Source organism: Kitasatospora viridis (genome assembly GCF_007829815.1).
Lineage (GTDB): Bacteria > Actinomycetota > Actinomycetes > Streptomycetales > Streptomycetaceae > Kitasatospora > Kitasatospora viridis.
In genome coordinates, this window is the sequence record NZ_VIWT01000002.1 from 402,176 (window position 1) to 420,744 (window position 18,569).

The 18,569-nt window shown below is 72.4% G+C and carries 17 protein-coding genes; 10 read left to right on the forward strand and 7 right to left on the reverse strand.

Annotation, left to right across the window (positions count from 1 at the left end):
- Window positions 1-18: 18 nt before the first annotated feature.
- Both FHX73_RS29005 and FHX73_RS29010 read right to left on the reverse strand, forming a co-directional pair.
- Window positions 19-390: an ML domain-containing protein gene (locus FHX73_RS29005; protein WP_145908852.1), complete on the reverse strand. Its 372-nt coding sequence runs from the start codon at window positions 388-390 to the stop codon at window positions 19-21.
- A 292-nt stretch (window positions 391-682) separates the two neighbouring features.
- A complete protein-coding gene (locus FHX73_RS29010; protein ID WP_145908853.1) occupies window positions 683-1,252 on the reverse strand; it encodes a TetR/AcrR family transcriptional regulator in 570 nt (189 codons plus the stop codon).
- 144 nt (window positions 1,253-1,396) lie between these two features.
- On the opposite strand from FHX73_RS29010, the gene FHX73_RS29015 reads away from it, so the two are divergent.
- The 5 genes from FHX73_RS29015 to FHX73_RS29035 all read left to right on the forward strand — a co-directional run bounded on the left by FHX73_RS29015 (window position 1,397) and on the right by FHX73_RS29035 (window position 6,663).
- The gene (locus FHX73_RS29015) at window positions 1,397-2,260 is read left to right on the forward strand and encodes an SDR family NAD(P)-dependent oxidoreductase (protein WP_145909184.1); all 864 of its coding nucleotides are present in this window, start codon (window positions 1,397-1,399) and stop codon (window positions 2,258-2,260) included.
- Between the two features lie 63 nt (window positions 2,261-2,323).
- On the forward strand, window positions 2,324-3,790 hold the full coding sequence (locus tag FHX73_RS29020) for a purine-cytosine permease family protein (protein ID WP_145908854.1): 1,467 nt from the start codon (window positions 2,324-2,326) through the stop codon (window positions 3,788-3,790).
- Window positions 3,791-3,809: 19 nt separating this feature from the next.
- Window positions 3,810-4,262 (forward strand): nucleoside deaminase, encoded by a 453-nt coding sequence (locus tag FHX73_RS29025; protein ID WP_145908855.1) that lies wholly within the window; start codon window positions 3,810-3,812, stop codon window positions 4,260-4,262.
- A 67-nt stretch (window positions 4,263-4,329) separates the two neighbouring features.
- Window positions 4,330-5,298 carry an isopenicillin N synthase family dioxygenase gene (locus FHX73_RS29030; protein WP_145908856.1) on the forward strand — a complete coding sequence of 323 codons (969 nt, stop codon included), beginning with the start codon at window positions 4,330-4,332 and terminating at the stop codon, window positions 5,296-5,298.
- Window positions 5,299-5,562: 264 nt separating this feature from the next.
- Window positions 5,563-6,663, forward strand: coding sequence for a lactonase family protein (locus FHX73_RS29035; RefSeq protein WP_145908857.1), 1,101 nt, complete (start codon window positions 5,563-5,565; stop codon window positions 6,661-6,663).
- Window positions 6,664-6,679: 16 nt separating this feature from the next.
- Here the strand turns inward: FHX73_RS29035 and FHX73_RS29040 are convergent, their stop codons facing one another.
- Both FHX73_RS29040 and FHX73_RS29045 read right to left on the reverse strand, forming a co-directional pair.
- On the reverse strand, window positions 6,680-7,648 hold the full coding sequence (locus FHX73_RS29040) for an alpha/beta hydrolase (RefSeq protein ID WP_145908858.1): 969 nt from the start codon (window positions 7,646-7,648) through the stop codon (window positions 6,680-6,682).
- A 61-nt stretch (window positions 7,649-7,709) separates the two neighbouring features.
- Window positions 7,710-8,906 (reverse strand): family 1 glycosylhydrolase, encoded by a 1,197-nt coding sequence (locus FHX73_RS29045; RefSeq protein ID WP_145908859.1) that lies wholly within the window; start codon window positions 8,904-8,906, stop codon window positions 7,710-7,712.
- Between the two features lie 195 nt (window positions 8,907-9,101).
- On the opposite strand from FHX73_RS29045, the gene FHX73_RS29050 reads away from it, so the two are divergent.
- Together FHX73_RS29050 and FHX73_RS29055 are read left to right on the forward strand one after the other, a co-directional pair.
- Window positions 9,102-9,737 carry a TetR family transcriptional regulator gene (locus tag FHX73_RS29050; RefSeq protein ID WP_211786363.1) on the forward strand — a complete coding sequence of 212 codons (636 nt, stop codon included), beginning with the start codon at window positions 9,102-9,104 and terminating at the stop codon, window positions 9,735-9,737.
- A 607-nt stretch (window positions 9,738-10,344) separates the two neighbouring features.
- Window positions 10,345-13,113 carry an AfsR/SARP family transcriptional regulator gene (locus tag FHX73_RS29055; RefSeq protein WP_425461454.1) on the forward strand — a complete coding sequence of 923 codons (2,769 nt, stop codon included), beginning with the start codon at window positions 10,345-10,347 and terminating at the stop codon, window positions 13,111-13,113.
- Between the two features lie 135 nt (window positions 13,114-13,248).
- Here FHX73_RS29055 and FHX73_RS29060 read toward each other — a convergent pair whose 3' ends face one another.
- Window positions 13,249-13,578: a hypothetical protein gene (locus FHX73_RS29060; RefSeq protein ID WP_145908862.1), complete on the reverse strand. Its 330-nt coding sequence runs from the start codon at window positions 13,576-13,578 to the stop codon at window positions 13,249-13,251.
- 765 nt (window positions 13,579-14,343) lie between these two features.
- On the opposite strand from FHX73_RS29060, the gene FHX73_RS29065 reads away from it, so the two are divergent.
- The 3 genes from FHX73_RS29065 (at window position 14,344) to FHX73_RS29075 (ending at window position 16,043) form a co-directional block, all read left to right on the forward strand.
- The gene (locus FHX73_RS29065) at window positions 14,344-14,547 is read left to right on the forward strand and encodes a cold-shock protein (RefSeq protein WP_145908863.1); all 204 of its coding nucleotides are present in this window, start codon (window positions 14,344-14,346) and stop codon (window positions 14,545-14,547) included.
- Between the two features lie 523 nt (window positions 14,548-15,070).
- Entirely contained in the window at window positions 15,071-15,271 is a 201-nt protein-coding gene (locus FHX73_RS29070; RefSeq protein WP_145908864.1) for a hypothetical protein, read from the forward strand.
- A 370-nt stretch (window positions 15,272-15,641) separates the two neighbouring features.
- Complete coding sequence (locus tag FHX73_RS29075) at window positions 15,642-16,043, forward strand: thiamine pyrophosphate-dependent enzyme (protein WP_170305126.1); 402 nt, start codon at window positions 15,642-15,644, stop codon at window positions 16,041-16,043.
- A 155-nt stretch (window positions 16,044-16,198) separates the two neighbouring features.
- On the opposite strand, the gene FHX73_RS29080 is transcribed toward FHX73_RS29075, so the two are convergent.
- Together FHX73_RS29080 and FHX73_RS29085 are read right to left on the reverse strand one after the other, a co-directional pair.
- Window positions 16,199-16,552 carry a hypothetical protein gene (locus FHX73_RS29080; protein WP_145908866.1) on the reverse strand — a complete coding sequence of 118 codons (354 nt, stop codon included), beginning with the start codon at window positions 16,550-16,552 and terminating at the stop codon, window positions 16,199-16,201.
- A 256-nt stretch (window positions 16,553-16,808) separates the two neighbouring features.
- Window positions 16,809-18,467 (reverse strand): flavin monoamine oxidase family protein, encoded by a 1,659-nt coding sequence (locus FHX73_RS29085; RefSeq protein WP_145908867.1) that lies wholly within the window; start codon window positions 18,465-18,467, stop codon window positions 16,809-16,811.
- Window positions 18,468-18,569: the final 102 nt, after the last annotated feature.

The window sequence follows — 18,569 nt, forward strand, 5'->3', positions numbered from 1 at the left end:
GGGGCCCGTATCCCTGTGTCAGGAGAGGGAGAAGTCGATGGTGATGCAGGCGATCTCGTTGTTCTTCTGGTCGGTGAGCGTCAGCGTCCCCGTGTACTTGCCCTTGGGGGCGTCGAAGGGGGCGTGGAACGTGACCCGCGGGGCGTAGGGGCCCGCTGCGGCTGCGGAGAGAGCCGACGCCTCGTTCACCAGGGCTACCATCCCGAACTTGATCAAGGTCTGGGCCGAGCCGCTGGTGATGGGACCGGTGAGGTTGCCGGTCAGGGTCACGGTGAGGTCCTGTCCTCTGGCCGGCGTCTTCGGGTCGAGCGACACGCTGGAGACCTTGAAGTTGTCGCTGGAGCTCCCCGAGTTGTTCCAGGTGACAGCGCCGGTCGAAGGGGTGGTCATACGGTGCTCCGCTTCCGCGAGGTGAACATCTCTCCTGACACGACCAACGTACTGGGGCAAAGCCCCCGAGCCCGTCAACCAAGGAAGATTGCCGCGGCTGCCGGCTTGGGCAGGGCGCGGCGGCGCCGCTTGTGGGCCCGTCGGCGATTGCCACCGGCTGCCGGCCGACGGCGGTGCCGCCTTCGTGCCGGCCGGTCTCGAACGCCCGGAAGCAGTGGTCGATGACGGTCCATCAGGTGCCCAGCTCGGCGACCCACCCGGGAGCCCGCCGGGCCCGGTGGGTCGTCCCGGATCAGCCGGTGTGCAGGCCCTCCAGGAGCACGGTCAGATAGCGCTGGGCGGTGTCGGTGCGGGTGGCGGGGGCGCCGCCGTGGACGGTCGCGGCGTAGGCGATGCCGCACATCAGCGGCACCAGGTCGGCGGCGGTCAGGTCGCCGCGCACGACTCCGGAATCACGAGCCCGGTCGAGCAGTCGCCCGCCGAGCGACCACAGAGTCCGCTTCAGATCGGTGGTGTGGGCCAGGGCGTCCGTGGGGGCTGCGGCGACGGTGGACAGCGAGGCGTCGGTGACCTGTGCCTCGATGGTGCGGGCCAGGAAGCCGGCCAGGGCGCGCCAGGGATCGTCGTCGTCCAGCGCCTGCTCGCCGTGGGCGACGAGCAGCTCCAGGCTGCGGGTGGCGACGGTCTCCAGAAGCGCCTCGGCGGTCGGAAAGTGCCGGTAGACGGTGCCGACGCCCATGCCGACCCGGCGGGCGACGTCGTTGAGCTGCAGCGGCACGCCCTCGTCCACCAGATCGCGGGCCACGGCGACGATCTGCTCCCAGTTGCGGGCGGCGTCCTTGCGCAGAGGTGGGGTCGTCATGGGAGGAGTCTAACTGGATAGTCCATCCGAATCGATAAGCGGATAACTCATCCACATCTGCTACGGTGAAGCAACCGGATAGGTCATCCGGATATCTGTGCAGCTGGAAAGAGGTGTGCCGTGGAGAAGTCGGAGAAGACAGCACTGGTCACGGCGGGAACCGCCGGCATCGGCTGGGAGACGGCCCTGGGGCTGGCCACCGCCGGCCTGGCGGTCACCGTGGTCGGGCGCAACGCCGAGCGCGGCGCCCGTGCGGTCGAACGGATCAACGCCACGGCGCCGGCGCACCCCGCCCGGTTCGTGGCCGCCGACCTCGCCTCGCTCGACGCGGTCCGCTCGCTCGCGGAGCGGATCACCTCCGAGGGCCCGCTGACCGTCCTGGTCAACAACGTCGGCGCGATGTTCGCGGACCGGCAGGACTCGGTCGACGGGATCGAGGCGACGTTCGCCGTCAACCACCTCTCGCCGTACCTGCTGACCGAACTGCTGCTGCCCTCGCTGCGGACCGGCGCGCCGAGCCGGATCGTGAACGTCACCTCGGGCGCGATCGGCGTCGCCAAGCGGACGTTCGACGCCGTCGAGCCCCCCGGCGGGTACTACGGCTTCCACTGGTACGGCCGCGCCAAGCTCGCCAACCTCGCCTACACACTCGACCTGGCGGGCCGACTCGACGGCACGGGCGTATCGGTCTTCGCCGCAGACCCTGGCGGCGCCGCGACCGACATGACCAACGGCACCCTGCGCGATCCCAGGATCGTCTCACCCGGTCTGCGTCTGCTCTGGCCGCTCGTCCGACGGAAGTTCGAACGCTCGACCTCGGGACCGGCCTCCGTGGCGGCCAAGCCCTCGATCTTCGCCGCGACCGACGCCTCGCTGACCGGCCGGACCGGCATCGTCATCGGCCCCGCAGCACAGCCGGTCACACCCTTCCGCGCGGCGACCGATCCCCGCGTCGCCGAAGCCGTCCACCGCCTCAGCCGGCGCCTCGCACCGCTCACCCCCGGGTGACCGGAAACCGACCCGCAATGCCGCCGAAACCGCAGGTGACGCCGCTGCTCCGATAGTGGCCGAATGACGACGCCCGCCACGACCAGAGAGCCGGCGGCCGCCACTTCGCGCGCTGCCGAGACAGCCGCGTACGGCGACCGGATCCTCGCCATCGAGCCCACCAGTATCGAGCCCGTCCCCGCCGGGGCCCGGCACGGCAAGCCGCTCGGTCTGCTGTGGACCTGGACCTCACCCAACATGGAGTTCGCCACCGCTTTCGTCGGTGTCCTCGCGGTCGGCATCCTCGGCCTCGGGTTCTGGCCCGCCGTGCTCGCGTTGGTCCTGGGCACCGCGCTCGGCGCCGTCTCCCACGGCCTCCTCGGCGTGGTCGGTCCGCGGTTCGGCGTGACCCAGATGGTCGCCGGACGCTCCGCCTTCGGGTTCCTGGGCAACGCGCTGCCCGCCGGGCTCAACGCGCTCACCGCCGGCATCGGCTGGTTCGCGGTCAACAGCGTCAGCGCCGCGTACGCGCTGAACACCCTGCTGGGCTGGCCGCTGCTGCTCTGCCTGTTCGTGGTGGTGATCCTCCAGGTCGCCGCCGCCTGTTTCGGCCACAATTTCGTGCACACCGCCGAGAAGTACACCTTCCCGGTACTGACCCTGGTGTTCGTGGCCGCCGCCGCGGTCATCCTCGCCAACTCCCGCCCGGGCTCCGCGACCGGCGCGCACGCCGCCCCCGGCGCGTTCTGGCTCACCGCGGGCGCCGCCTTCGGCTACGCCGCCGGTTGGACCCCGTACGGCGCCGACTACACCCGCTACCTCCCGGCCACCACCGCGCGGTGGAAGACCGCCCTATGGCCGGCCGTCGGCGTCTTCGTCTCCTGCGCCTTCCTGGAGATCATCGGCGCGGCCTCCTCGACCGTGCTGATCCCGGACGCCATCGCCTCCAAGCTCTCCCTCACCGGAGCGTTCATCTACTCCCTCCCGGGCTGGCTGGCCGACCTCACCCTGCTCGCCATCGCGCTGGGCGGGATCGCCGCCAACGCGCTGAACATCTACTCGGGCTCGCTCTCCTTCGTCGCGATCGGCCGAGGGCTCCCGGCCCGGCTGAACCGCGCTGTGGTCGCCCTGGTCCTCGGCACCGTCGGCACCCTGCTCGCCTGGAGCGGGCTCAGCAACTCCGGTACCAAGTACGAGAACTTCCTGCTCGTCATCAGCTACTGGATCGGCCCCTGGCTGGGCGTCACCTTCCTGGACCACTTCCTCAGCCGCGCCCGCTCCGACACGGACACCGCCGCGCTGCTCCAGGACACCACGTACCGCAACTGGGCCGCGCCGATCGCGATGGCCGCGGGCACAGGGCTCGGCGTCTGGCTCTTCTCCAACCAGACGGACTACGTCGGACTGGTCGCCAAGCAGCACCCGGGCATCGGTGACCTCGCCTTCGCGGCCGGCTTCACCCTCGCCGTGCTGCTCCACCTGGCGCTGCGCCGGGTGCCCGGTCTGGTCCGGACGCCGGTGACCGGCGCGCCCGTTGCCGGCGTCGGCTGAATCGGTGGACAGTGGGCTCATGACCGAGCTGCCCGCTCCCGCCGAGCTCCTGTCCGTCGCCCTCGCGGAGGCCCGTCTGGGTCTGCGCGAGGGCGGTATCCCGATCGGTGCCGCGCTGTTCGGCCCGGACGGGGAACTGCTGGGACGCGGCCACAACCGCCGCGTCCAGGACGGTGATCCGTCCACGCACGCGGAGACCGCCGCCTTCCGGGCGGCGGGCCGACTGCGCGGGTACGGCCGGACCACGATGGTCACCACGCTGTCGCCCTGCTGGTACTGCTCGGGCCTGGTCCGGCAGTTCGGCATCGGGCAGGTGATCATCGGGGAGGCGAGGACCTTCCACGGCGGCCACGACTGGCTCGCCGAGCACGGGGTACGGATCACCGTCCTCGACGACGCCGAATGCATCGCACTGATGCGGGAGTTCATCGCCACCCGGCCCGACCTCTGGTACGAGGACATCGGCGAGTGAGCCCGTTGGAGTGAGCTCGTTGGAGTAATTCCGCTGGAGTGATCCCGTTGCCACCCTTTGGAGCACCATGTCCTCTCGCATCCCCGTGATCGACCTCGCCCGCTGGCTCTCCGGTGACCCGGCGGCCCGGGCCGGGACCGCCGCCGCCGTGGACGCCGCGCTCAGCCAGGCCGGCTTCCTGCTGATCACCGGACACGGCGTCGGCATCGAGATCCGGGAGGAGGTCCGGCAGGCCGCCCACGCGTTCTTCGCGCTGCCCGGGCAGGTGAAGCAGCGCTACGCGGTGAGCGTCGGCGGCCGCGGCTGGCTGGCCAAGGGCGCCGAGGCCAACGGCTACTCGGAAGGCACTGCGACCCCGCCGGACCTCAAGGAGTCCTGGACGGTCGGCGCGGATCAGCCGATCGGCGAAGCCGAGATCGACGGCTTCTGGTTCCAGCCGAACCGCTGGCCGCAGGTCGAAGTACCGCAGCTGCAGCCGATCGTGGAGGACTACCTGGCGCGGATGCGCTCCGTCGCCGACGAGGTGCTCCGGCTGCTCGGCACCGCGCTGGGGCAGGGCGCGGACTTCTTCACCGCGCACACCGCGCACCCGACGTACACCCTGAACATCAACTGGTACCCGGGCACGGGCGTGGTGGGCGAGCCCCTCCCCGGCCAGTTCCGGATCGGCCCGCACACCGACTTCGGCACGGTCACCCTGCTGGACCGCCAGCAGGGCAAGGGCGGGCTGCAGGTCTGGATCGACCCCGACGACGGCGGCGAAGGCTGGGAGGACGCCCCGTACGACCCGGCCGCACTCACCGTCAACATCGGTGACCTGATGGCCCGTTGGACCGGCGGCCGCTGGCGCTCCGGCCGCCACCGGGTCCTCCCGCCGTCGCCCGACGCCCCGGATGAGGAACTGATGTCCCTGGTCTACTTCTACGAGTGCGACCCCCACACCGTGGTCGTCCCGATCGCCGGCCCCGTGGCGCACGCACCAGTGGACTCCTCCGTGTATCTGCGGGACAAGCTGGATGCCATCAGCGTGAGTTGATCACGGGTCAGGTGCCGGCCCGGCGTCTCCGGCAACGACGGCGGGTGCCTGCGGGCAAGACGACCCACGGGCTGTACCGCCAACAGCCTTCCAGCCCCTTGCGCAGCGGAACCAGCGCGACACCGCGACAGGCTGGTATCGCCTCGCGCGTGGTGACGGGCAGTCATTACGGGAGTCTTGCGGTCGCGCCTGCGGGCTCCCGCGGCAGCTCGGCAGGTAGCAGTGTTGTCCTCACGAAATCCCCTTCCTCCTAAGGAGTTTGGCGTGAGCATCGCTGCGAAGAACCGTCGCGTCCGGGCTGCCCTGGCCGTCGCCGCCGCGCTCGGCGGCGCCCTGGCGGTCGCCGGATCCCCTGGCGTGGCATCCGCGTCGACCGGCCGCGCGGCCACCGTGTACACGCTGTCCAACGCGGCGTCCGGAAACGCTGTGCTGGCCTTCCACGACGTCAACGGGGCGCTGACCCCGGCCGGCACCTACCCGACCGGAGGCCTCGGCGCGGACGCCGGTCTCGGCTCGCAGGGCGCGGTCGTGCCCGCCGACCACGGTCGGATCCTGCTCGCCGTCAACGCGGGCTCGAACAGCGTGACCGCACTGCGGGTGACCGAGGACGGCGCCCTGACGGCCCGCTCGACGGTGGCCTCCGGAGGCACCCGCCCGGTGAGCGTGACCGTCCACGGCGACCTGGTCTACGTCCTGGACTCCGGCAGCGGCACGATAGCCGGCTTCCACCTGCACGACGGCGTGCTGACCCCGCTGCCCGGCTCGACCCGGGCCCTGTCCGCGGGCGCGGCCGGGGCGGCCGAGGTCGCCTTCTCGCCCGACGGCCGCCGCCTGGTCGTCACGGAGAAGGGCAGCAACTCCCTCGACACCTTCACCGTGGACCGCCACGGCGTCCCCTCTGCCGCCTCCCGCACCGCCTCGGCGGCCGCGGTGCCGTTCGGCTTCGACTTCGACAGCCACGGCGACGCGGTGGTCTCCGACGCGGCGGCCAGCGCGGTCACCACGTACTCCGTCGCCTCCGGCACGGCCCGCCAACTCGCCTACCTGCCGGACGGCGGCGGCGCGGCCTGCTGGTTGGTGGTCTCGCGCGCCACCGGCACGGCCTACGTGGCCAACGCCGCCACCGGGACGATCTCCACCTACCGGGTCCGCGACGGCGCCCTGGCCCTGACCGCCCCGATCGCCGCCACGGTCGGCGGCCACCCGACCGACGAGGCGCTCGGCCGCGGCGACGTCCTCTACGTCCGCGACGCGACGAACAACCGCCTGCAGGCCGTGCACTTCGGAGCCGGCGGCGCGCAGGTCATCGACAGCCCGTCGGTACTGCCGGCGAGCGCCGTGGGCATCGCGGTGGTGAACGGATGACCGGATGAACGGGTGATCATCCGCTGAGCGCGCCCGTGGTGTCACCGGGGTCCGGTGCCAGGTGGTGGGCGAGGAAGGCGATGCTGCGCTGCACCAGGGAGTCGACGTCGGGGGCGCCGGCGAAGATGTGGTCGGCGCCGGGGACGATGACCAACTCGACGCTGGTGTGGGGTTCGAGGCGTTCGGCGAGGAGCCGGCTCTGGTCGTGGGGCACGATCCGGTCGGCGGTGCCGTGCACGATCAGGAACGGCGGCGCGGGGTGGTCGGCGTAGGTGAGGGGGGTGGCCGCGCGGACCAGGTCGGGTCGCTGCGCCGGGTCCGCGCCGATCAGGGCGGTGAACGGGTGGCCGGCCGGCGGGACGGCGAGGGCGGCCGGGAACGCGGCGGCGGCCGAGCGCAGGTCGGTGGGGCCGTACCAGTCGACGACGGCGCGGATGCCGCCGCTGGGCGGGTCGGTGACGCCGACCTCGCCCTCCAGGTCGACTCCGTCCGGCGTCCGGGCCGGGGCGAGGGCGGCCAGCACGGCCAGGTGGGCGCCGGCCGATTCGCCCCACAGCGCGAGGCGGTCGGTGTCGAGGCCGAGTTCGGCGGCGTGGAGGCGCAGGTAGCGGATCGCGGCGCGCAGGTCGTGGAGTTGGGCGGGGAACGGTGCTTCCAGGCTGTGCCGGTAGTCGATGGTGGCCACGGCCAGGCCGGATCGCACGATGGCGTCGAAGAACCGGTCTCCCGCCACGGTGGGCGGCGGGTAGCGGCGGTCGCCTTCGGCCCAGCCGCCGCCGTGGACCCACAGGACGAGCGGCGCGGGCCGTTCGCCGGCGGGTGGGGCGTGCAGGTCGAGCAGCAGCGGGCGGTATCCGGAGATCCGGGCGTAGGTGATGCCGTCGTACCGGCGGCCGCCGTCGGCGGTGGTGACGGGCACGGGCGGTGGCAGGTAGGGCGGTGGCAGCTGGGGGGCGGCGGCCTGGCCGGGCGGTTCTTCGGGCATCTCGGTTCCTGTTGGGTCGCGGGGACCGTGGTTGATGAAGACCGTTGTTGCTGGGTGCCGGTCAGCGGGCGCTGGGGAGGGTGCGGCTGCGGGCGATCCGGCCGAGCCAGCGGGCGGAGGGCTTGGGCACGCGCAGGAAGGTCTCCGGTTCGACGGCGATCAGGCCGAAGGTCGGGCGGAAGGAGCCCCACTCGTAGGTGTCGAGTGCGCTCCAGTGAAAGTATCCGCGGATGTCGAGATCGTCGGCGAGCGCTTCGGCCAGGCCGTCCAGGGCCCGGTGGGTGTAGGCGATGCGGCTGCGGTCGTCGGCGGTGGCGATGCCGTTCTCGGTGACGATGATCGGCACCTCGCCGACGACCTCGGCGGTGTGCCGCAGGGCCTCGCCGAGGGCGTCGGGGTAGCACTCCCAGCCGGTGAGGGTGCGTTCGGCGCCCTCGGGAACCGGGAGCGGGCCGGCGGGGCCGATCCGGGTGCGGGTGTAGGCCTGCACGCCGATCCAGTCGTCCTGGCGTGCGGCTTCCAGGAAGACGTCCTCGCGCGGGTGGCGGTAGGCGGCCGTCACCTCTTCGGCGCCGGGCACGGCCTGGCAGCCCTGGCTGGCCACCGACCAGCCGGTCCTGATCGTGGGGGAGATCGCCCGCACGGCCGCGACGGCGGCCCGGTGGGCCTCGACGAGGGTGCGGGTGAGCCCGGGGTCGGGCAGCGGCAGGCCGGTGCCGGTCGGGCGCTCGCCGCCGGCGGTGACCCGGGGGAGGAGGGCGGCGACCATGTTGGGCTCGTTGATGGTGCAGACGTGCTCGACGTCGGTGGCGATGACCGGCGCGGTCGCCGCCACGTAGCGGGCGAACCGGTCGACGGCGTCCGGGGCGGACCAGCCGCCGCGCTCGGCGAACCAGCGCGGCAGGGTGAAGTGGTGCAGCGTGACCATCGGGCGCATGCCGCGCTCGCGGGCGTACTCGACGATGCGGCGGTAGTGGGCGAGGGCGGCGCGCGAGAAGCAGCCGGGCGCGGGCTCGATCCGAGCCCACTCGATGCTGAACCGGTAGTCGGTGAAGCCGAGTTCGGCGAGCAGGTCGATGTCGACCGGCCAGCGGTGGTAGCTGTCGGCGGCGTCACCGCTGGGCTCGGCGACGGCGCCGTGCTGTTCCAGCTGCCACCAGTCGCTGTTGGTGTTGCCGCCCTCGGTCTGGTGGGCGGAGGTCGAGGCGCCGAACAGGAATCCGTCCGGGAGCGGCAGGCCGGGGGCGCAGGCGAACATGCGGGTGTGTCCTCTGGTGTGGGGCGCGGGGCGGCGGGTGGTGACGGCGCGTCAGCTGGTGCGCGGATCGGGGGGATGCGGAGCGCGTCGGCAGGGGAGTCGGGTGTCGCGGGACCTCGCCGTACTGCCACCGTAAATCCGAAAACCTTGACATGCAAGGTTTTCGGATCGAGCACGGAGAGCTACTGTGCTCGGGTGAGTACGACACGTGGCCCCCGCGGCCCCTACGCCAAGAGCGCGGCCAAGCGGCAGCAGATCGTGGACGCCGCACTCGCCGCCTACGCGGAAGCCGGCAGCCGCGCCGTCTCGGTCCGCGACATCGCCGAGCGCGTCGGACTGACCGACGCCGGCGTCCTGCACCACTTCGGCGGCCGCGAGGCCCTGCTCACCGCCGTCCTCGAAGCCAGGGACGCGGCGGCGGCCGAGCGGCACGGCGAGGGCGCGGCGATGTGGCGCCCGGAGCTGATCGCGGAGAACGCCCAGACACCCGGACTGGTCAAGCTCTTCGTCGACCTGGCGGCCGCCGCGGCCGAGCCCGGCCACCCGGCCCACGACTTCTTCACGGAGCGCTACCAGGTCCTGCGGCACCGCTACGCCGAGGCGATCGCCGACGCCCCTTCCCCTGACACAGCCTCAGCGGCGGCCCAGGGCGCCGCCCCCGACGCGCAGTGGGCCGCCCGCGTGCTCCTGGCCGCGACCGACGGCCTGCAACTCCAATGGCTGCTCGACCCGTCCATCGACATGGCAGCCGACATCACCCGACTGCGCGACGCCCTGCTCGCCACCGTTCAAGGCGCCGGCGCGCCGACCGGTGACGGGCCGACGGCGTAGCAGCGGACGCCTGACCTCGGAGCTCTCGGAACGGGCACGCCGAGCGCAAGGGAGTGCGGCCTCTCGCAGGCCGGCCGGCGGACGACCGCTCGACAACGGACCGTCAAACAGGGCTCGCGAGAAGGCTTTTGAGCAGATCGCGAACCGGCTGAAAGCCGACTCGACTGCCCGAACCAGACGCGCATCAGGGGCTGTCCAATATCTGGAGCGCTTCACCGCCCCCAGCAATGCCAGCGTACTATCCGCCCATCCGTTAACCAGGGGGTGTGATACGGGGTTTGATACGGGGTTTGCTACCGGATCGGACAGGTTCGGCCCGCTGGAGCGACCAGGCCGCAGGTCAGCGGCACTTACCGCGGACGGCCTGCACGGATCGAGGCTGCCCGGGGGCCATGGGGGGATTATGGAACTGGGCATGCTCGGCCCCTTGCGGGTCCACGACGGGGAAACGGAACGGGAAGTCAACGCTCCGCGCCAACGAGCCGTCCTGGCGTTCCTCCTGCTCCGCCGGAACGAGACGGTCCTCGCCGACGTGCTCTGCGATGCGGTGTGGAACGGCAGCCCCCCGAAGGGCGCGCGCGGTACGTTGCAGAGCTACCTCGTGCGCTTGCGTCAGAGTCTCGGCCCGGTCGCCGGCGCGCGCCTGGTCACGCGTTCGCTCGGCTACGCGTTCGAGGCGAAGCCCGGCGAGGCCGACATCGACCGGTTCGAGCGGAGCTGCTCCGAGGGCCTCGCAGCATCGGCGGGGGGCCGATGGGCCGACGCCCGCAGCGCGTTCGCGGCGGCGGAGTCGTTGTGGCGGGGCGATCTCCTGAGCGATGTCGGCGAATTGGCGGGTGTGGCGCAGGAGGCCGTACGACTCGGAGAACTCCGGCTCCAGGCGGTCGAAGGCCGGATCGAGGCGGACCTGCACCTGGCGCGGCACGCCGAGGTCCTCTCCGAGTTACATACCCTGGTGGCCCGGCATCCGCTGCGCGAGCGCTTCACCGCCCAGCTGATGATCGCCTTGTACCGGTCTTCGCGACAGGCGGACGCGCTGCTCGTGTACCGGAACGCGTACCGGGTGCTGGCCGAGGAGATCGGCGTGGAACCGGGGCCGGAACTGCGCGAGACGCATCTTAGGATCCTCTCCGCGGATGCGGCGCTGTCGACGGCGCGGCCGTCCGTCGCGGTACTGCCCGAGGAGGACGGCACCCGTACCCCGTCACCGGACGCCCTGCCGCTCCCCGACCCGGTCGTGCCGTCGCGCCGGAGCGCCGGCGGGGACCAGTCGGCCGGCCGGCCACCGGAGGCCGCGACCGACTTGGTCCGGATCCCCGCCGCGAAGCCGCGTTCGCGCCCGGCCCAGCTGCCTTCCGGCACCGCCGGGTTCGTCGGGCGCAGGGAAGAGCTCGACCAGCTCGACCAGCTCCTGGAGACCGCCGGAGAGACCCGCACCGTCGTGATCTCCGCGGTGTCCGGGATGGCGGGAGTCGGCAAGACCGCGCTCGCCGTGCACTGGGCCCACCAGGTCGCCGGCCGGTTCCCGGACGGGCAGTTGTACCTCAACCTGCGCGGCTTCGACCCGACCCACACCCCCACCGCCCCCGCCGAGGCCCTGCGCTCGCTGCTGGACGCGCTGGACGTGCCACGCCAGCGGATTCCGGCCGGTCTGGACGCGCAGGCCGCGTTGTACCGCAGCCTGCTGGCCGACCGGCGCATGCTGGTCCTGCTCGACAACGTCCGCGACGCCGAGCAGGTCCGTTCGCTGCTACCCGGTACACCCGACTGCCTGGTGCTGATCACCAGCCGTGACCGGCTCACCGGCCTGGTCGCCGGAGTCGGCGCGCACCCGGTGCCGCTGGACCTGCTCACCGTGGCCGAGGCCCGCGACCTGCTGACCCGACGGCTGGGTGCGCAGCGCACCGCCGCCGAACCCGACGCCGTCGACGAGATCATCGAACGGTGTGCCCGGCTGCCGCTGGCCCTGGCCGTCGTCTCCGCCCGCGCCGCGAGCCAACCCAGGCTGCCGCTCGCCGCCACCGCCGCCGACCTGCGCCGGCTGCCCGACCGATTGGACGCACTGACGACCGGCGACCCGGTCACCGACGTCCGGTCGGTGTTCTCCTGGTCCTACCGGCAGCTGTCCGAGCCGTCCGCCCGCCTGTTCCGGCTGCTCGGCCTGCACCCCGGCCCGGACCTGAGCGCCGGCGCCGCGGCCAGCCTCGCCGGTTTCACACCGGCACAGGTACGACCGCTGCTGTCCGAACTCGCCCGCCTGCACCTGATCAACGAACCGGCACGCGGCCGGTACACCCTGCACGACCTGCTGCGCGTCTTCGCCGACGAACAGGCCCGCACCGAGGAGTCCGAGACCGACCGGCGCACCGTCACCCGCCGCATGCTCGACCACTACCTCCAGTCCGCCCACCGGGCGAGCAGCGCGGTCGACCCGTGGCGGGAAGTGATCACGCCGGTCGAGCCGCTGGCCGCGGTCACCGTGGACGGAGCCGAGTCACCGTCAGCGGAGGCGGCCAAGGCCTGGTTCGCCGCCGAGTTCCAGGTGCTCATGGCGGCGGTCCAGCTCGCTGTCGATGCCGGCCTGGACCATCACGCGTGGCAATTGGTCTGGTCGATCGACCCGGTCCTGAAGGGCGGTGACTGGCAGCACTGGACCGTCCTCCAGCAGCTCGCGCTCCAGGCCGCCGGCCGGCTCGGCGACGCCGCCGCCGAGGGCTACTCACACCGCATGCTCGGCGCTTCCCACCTGATGCTCGGCCGGCACCGGGAGGCCAGGGCCCACCTCGATCAGTCGATTGCGATATTCCGAGAACTTGGCGACGACGCGAACCAGGGATACGCCCATCACATGATGGACCGGTTGTTGGAGCAGCAGGGCCGGCCCGAGGAGGCGCTGTACCACGCCGAGCTGGCGTCGGCCCGGTTCCAGGCCGGCGGCGACAGGCGCGGGCAGGCCATCGCGCTCAACGCGGTCGGCTGGTTGCACGCTCAACTGGGCGACTACCAGGCTGCTCTGGAGCACTGCCGGCAGGCGCTGCAGCTGCAACAGGCCCTCGGCTTCCGCCGCAGCGAGGCGGACAGCTGGGACAGCATCGGCTTCGCCCATCACCACCTCGGCCAACACGCCGAGGCCGTCGACTGCTACCGCCACGCGCTGGTGATCTTCCGCGACCTGGACTTCCGCTTCGGCGAGGCGGACACGCTGACGAAGCTGGGCGACACCCACGCGGCCACCGGCGACACCGATGCCGCCCGGGACACCTGGACGGCGGCACTGCAGATCTTCACCGACATCGGCCACGCGGACGCGGAACAGGTCCGCGCCAAACTGCACGACTTGCCGACGGCATCCCGCGAGGTTCCCCCCACCCGCTAGGAAGCGTCTTGCGCTCAGACCCGGCCGCCCCGTGCCGGCCGCGCCTCGCGCCGGTCGCAGTGCCCGGAGTTCCCCCGGCCGATGAGGCCTGGCCGGGGGAACCCACCGCCGAAATGGGGCGGTTTCACGCCATGGCTAGATCTGGAAGGAGTCGATCTCCGCAAAGTCCGAATGCTGGCCGGGCAAGAGACGCACGGAGTAGCCGCCCGGGTAGAAGACCGTGACGGCGTAGCTGCCAGTGGCCCAGACCTCGGCCGGGCCGTCGACGGACACGGTGTTGCCCGTGCCGCCGCTGTACTGGAAGCAGTACTGCTTGCCGAAGCCGGTCTCGTACATGGCCTGGTGGTAGTGGCTGCAGTCGACCGACGGGGTGCTTGCGCTCGCCGTCGTCGCACCCACGAGCCCGAGCCCGGTCAGGGCCGCGGTGGTGGCGGCGATGGCGCCGGCCATCCTCTTCATCCGCATGTGCTTCAACCCTTCGATCTGGCCGCCGCGCAATCCGGCGCGGCGGCTTCTCTCCTGGCACTGCGGGATCGAACTCCCCTCTGAACCAGAGTGGTGGACCCCGGCGCCGTGTTCCGATCCGCCGGCGGCGAACCGAGAACAACGATCGCCGACCGCGCTTGCGGTGCTCCTGCGGGAGCCGCCCGCACCCGGCGCAAGCGCGGCGCAAGGGGTGTGTGCAGGAGCTGTCGGCAACGCGATCTGCGGTCACGTCCGCGTCAGGACCCGTGCCGGGACTGCGAGTTCGTCCTACTCGGTCCGGACCTCGTCCAGCCCGTCCAGTCGCCTGCGGCGCGCGGCCGTCCGGTGAAGCCCTACCGGGGCCCGGGCAGCCCTGCACGGACGCGTGCCGGTGCGGTACTTGAACACGGTGGCGGGATCATCCGTCCCAGCGCTCCGCGTGCTCCGGCCTGCGCACGGTCTCGATGCTGTTGCGCCCGAACGGGGTGTATACGTTCCTGCGCAGGTAGCTGATGCAGAGCTCGACGCGGCTCGTCCACGCCCAGCTCGTACAGGAACATCTCGGTCTGCGCGTATCCGCTCGGCCTACCGGCCGCAGGCCCCGGTCCGGTGTAGCGTTCCGGTCGAGCAGTCGTGAATCCGAAGTCGTCGCCCGCGGTCGGATGCCGTGGGCGTTCCTGTTGTCCGGTGCCTCTCAGGACCAGGGCGATCACCTCCACGCCCGCAGCGGCGGGCCCCGATCCGTACCCCGCGAAGGAGACGCGCATGGCTACCGGCACCGTGAAGTGGTTCAACGCCGAAAAGGGCTTCGGGTTCATCGAGCAGGACGGCGGCGGTCCCGACGTCTTCGCCCACTACTCGAACATCGAGGCCCAGGGCTTCCGTGAGCTCCTGGAGGGCCAGAAGGTGACCTTCGACGTGGTGCAGGGGCAGAAGGGTCCGCAGGCGGAGCACATCCGCCCCGCCTGACCGACCCGCCGCCACCGGACGGCCCGTCCCGGCGTTCGCGGGGCGGGCCGTCCGGTCTGGTGCACTCCACTACGAGGAGCGGGGGCGTCCTGCTGTCGGCCGCGGCCAGGGGTTTCGCCCGTGCCGCTGCTCTCCCCGGCGTGCCGGCGACACGCTCGCCCGCTGCACTCGCGGATCCGGCCGGCCGGATCGGACGAAGGGGCTCGGGCGCCCACCTGATGAGCCGTAGGGTGGCCGGGTGACGAACGCGCTGCCCGGCGGAGTGCGGGACTTCTGCGCGTGCCGTCCCCGTGCTGTCGCGCGCCCTGCCGGTGGGACGGCTGCCGTCGCTACTCTCGGTGTATGAGTGGGTCGGATGCGCCCTTCGTCTCGCAGGGACACGGAGCCCATCGTCTACGGACAGCCCCAGGCCCACCCGAAGGCAGCCGCCGTTGCCCCGGTGCGCTGATCCTCGGTCAGCTGGGGAGACAGGGAGCACTCGATGGCACACAGTGACGGCCGTCCTCCACGTCCGGTGGAAGTCGTGCGAGCACGAGCACACGGGAGCACGATCTGCTCCGTGGTCGTGGCGGTGGACGAAGTCGCCGATGCGGTCCAGGAGGTCGAGCAGGAGGGGTGGCGGCTCGGCCACGTGAGCGCCTACGCCTTCAGCGGCGGCGGCGGGCCGTACCGGCCGAAGACACAGGTGGGGGTGTTGCTGGTCTTCCGCAAGGAGGAGACCTGACGCGACGGGGGCGCAGCCGGGCTTGACGGCTGTTGCGGGGGAGGGGACCGGGCCGTGACTGCCGAGGGGTCGCCTTCGGCGTCGCGGCACAGGTGGGGTGACGCCTGACGGGTCATCCGGTGGCGAGCGGAGGCGCGGGGCGTGGGGCGCGGGGCGGCGGACCAGGCGCGTGCCGGGCGGTTCGCTACCGTCGCGCTCCCACGAGGGCTGGTGGTGCGCCGACCTGCTTTCATGCGCTCTTTCGACTTCCGAGTACTCCTGACGATTCTGGTTGGAACCGGGGTCGCCCACCGGCAGGCGGTGTCACGTCTCCTGCCGAGCGGCGAACGGCAGTTGCCTTCTTCCCGCTCGCGCCCGTGTGGATCACACCGTGGCCCAGCCGGCTGGGCTTCCCCACCGACCACCCCGCCTTCCGGGGCCAACTGCCGCTCTCGCCGACCCTGCGAGACCGGTCACCGCTGTCATCGGCGACGGCTCACTGCACTACACCCTCCCCGCGCTGTGGACCGCCGCACACGAACGCCTGCCGGTGACGTTCATCGTCGTCAACAACCGCGGCTACGGCATCCTGCGCGACTTCGGTGCGCGGCTGGGGCTGCGCTCCGTCCCCGGCCTGGACCTTCCCGGCATCGACATCCTCGCGCTGGCCCGGGGCTACAACGTTGCGGCCACTCGCGTCACCAGCCGGTCCGACCACCTGGCCGCGGCACTGAACGCCCCTGCGCCCCAGGGGCCCAGGCTCATCGAAGTCGTCGTCCCGGCACCCGCGTGATCCGGCGGCCCACGCGATCGAGGAGACGGGCGGCCCGGCTGACGGCCGTTCTTCCTCGGCGAGTTCGACGGTGCGCGAGCCGCGTACGGCCACGCGGCGGACGCCGGGCACGCCCGCCGGCCCTCGCACCGGCGGGGCGAGGACCGGACCGGGGCTCAGCGGCCGGCGCCGAGGATGACGGCCTCCCCGTCGTCCTCGCCCCCGCCGTCGGAGACGATGTCCGGGAACCCTCCGCCCTGGCCGTCGCCGAGGATGACGATGTCGCCGTCATCGTCACCGTCGAGGCTGCGCCCGGTACCGGTCCGCGGGACGGCCGTGGTGCGCGACGGGCGAGCCGCCGGTCCGCCGGGACGGACCGCCCGGAGGAGGGTGCGCTTGACGTCATCAGTGATCGAGGAGCAGCCGGGCTCCGCCAGGCACACCTCGCGCGCCGGGTGGGCCCGCTCGCCGGTCGAGGCGCAGGCGCTGGCCGCGGCGGGCGAAGCGGTCAGCAGGACCAGAGCGCTCACGGCACAGGCGAGAGTGGGTCGGTTCACGCGGGTCCAACGATCCTCGCGCCGTCCGGTCACGGCGCTGCCGCGTCCGCCGGACCGTGCGGGTGCCCTCGGCGCCAGTGGCCGGGGGAGGGGCGGCAGGCACGGACGGTGCGCGGCCCGCGGAGTGGGACCGGACCGTCCAACCGGTCGGACGACGCCGGTCGGCGTGCGGGACGGCGAACCGACCGGCGTGATCGGGGAAGCCCGCGGTGCCGGCAGCGGGCCCGCCTCAGATCTGGGCGAGGATCTCGCCGGCGGCCCGGGCGCCGGAGGCCACCGCGGCGTTCAGGGTGGCGTTGTCGACGTCCGTGTGCTCGCCGGCGAAGTGGATCCGCCCCTCCTGCACGGCCTCGTAGCCGGCGAACGCGGTGTACTGGCCGATCTCGTAGTAGTGGTAGGCCCCCAGGTGCCACGGGTCGAGGGACCAGTGGTCCTCGTAGGCCTTTCCGTTCCAGGCCGCCGTGGTGCCGGGGTACACGTGCTCGATCTGGGCGAGGAAGGCGGTGACGTCGGCGGCCGGGGCCGGGCCGTGGGCGGCGCCGGTCAGTCGGGAGCGGGCGCCGTCACCGCCGGGGAAGTTGACGAGCAGGGCCGGCGCGCCCGTCGCGCCCAGGTCGACCGAGCCGTCCCAGGCCGTCTGGTAGCCGAGCGGTCCGGTGTTGGAGACGCCGTTGTAGCCGAGTGCGGGCCAGGTCTTCGCGGAGAGCTGGGCGACCAGCTTCGCGTTCTGCCCCATCCCCTGCTGCGTGATCGCGGTCAGCTTGAGCGCGGACAGGCCGGCCCGGCTGAGGTCGACCTTGCGCAGGGTGCTGAACGGCAGGGCCAGCACCACGTGGTCGGCGGTGACCGGCACGGTGCTGCCGGCGTGGTCGAAGGTGCAGGTGTAGCTGCCGTCGCCGTTGCGGCAGAGCGCGACCAGCTCGTAGCCCTGCTTGACGCTCCCGGCCGGCAGCCGGCCGACCATCCCGCTGACCAACTGGTCGTTGCCGCCGACCAGGTGGTACTTCTCGTCGAACCCGGGGGTGCCGTCGAAGGTGCTGGACGCTCCGAGGAATCCGATCATGCCCAGTGCGGAGGACTGTGCGGGTTCGCCGCCGGACTGCAGTTGGATGGACTGGATCAGCTGGCCCAGCGGGGAGTCCGCGGGCAGGCCGATCTCGGCGAGGTAGTCCAGGCAGGACAGCTGGTCGAGGCGGAACGCCTCGGCGGTGTGGTTGTCGTAGCGGGGTGTGCCGATGGCCTGGTAGGAGGCGCTGAACGCGTCGAACGCCTCGGCCGTCCAGTCGCTCTGCTGCCGGCTGCCGTCGTACGGGGCGCCGTTGATCCAGGCGGCGTAGTCGCCGGTGTCGAGCGCGCCGCCGTTCGCGTACTCGCGCTGCAGGCCCAGGCTGTTCGCCAGGCTGAGCACCTCGGTGTCGGTCGAGCTGATGAAGGACCCGCCGTGCTCGCCGACTTGGCCGCCGGCGAAGAATCCGCGCAGCGACCAGCAGCGGCCGCCGAGGTGGCTGGTGTCCGCTTCGTAGACGGTGGCGGCGACCGGGTCGGCCCGGTTCCAGAGCTTGTGGGCGCAGCGCAGGCCCGCGAGGCCCGCCCCGACCACGACCACCCGGGGAGCGGTCGCCGCGGCGGCCCGGGTCGGGCGGAGCAGGCTCGTGGGGACGGCCGCGGTCGCGGCGAGCGCCCCGGTGGCGCCGAGGACTCGGCGGCGGCTGATCGCCTGTTCGGCCCGGGCGGCTCGCTCGGCCCGCTCGGCCCGCTCGCCGACGACCTCGGAGACGGGCATCCGGCGGCGGCGTGCCTCGGCGTGGGTGGCGAAGACCGCTCGCAGCGGCTCCGGGAGGTTGGCCCGATTGCCGTGGGCCGCAGGGGGGTTGGAGTCCTGGTGCACGTGCGCCTCATCTCGTGGGGGAGGGAGCGTGAGGGGATGCACGGGAGTGAAGCGCGGCGCATCGGCGTTGTCAACAGTGTTGCGCCGCGTCGATGGAATCGA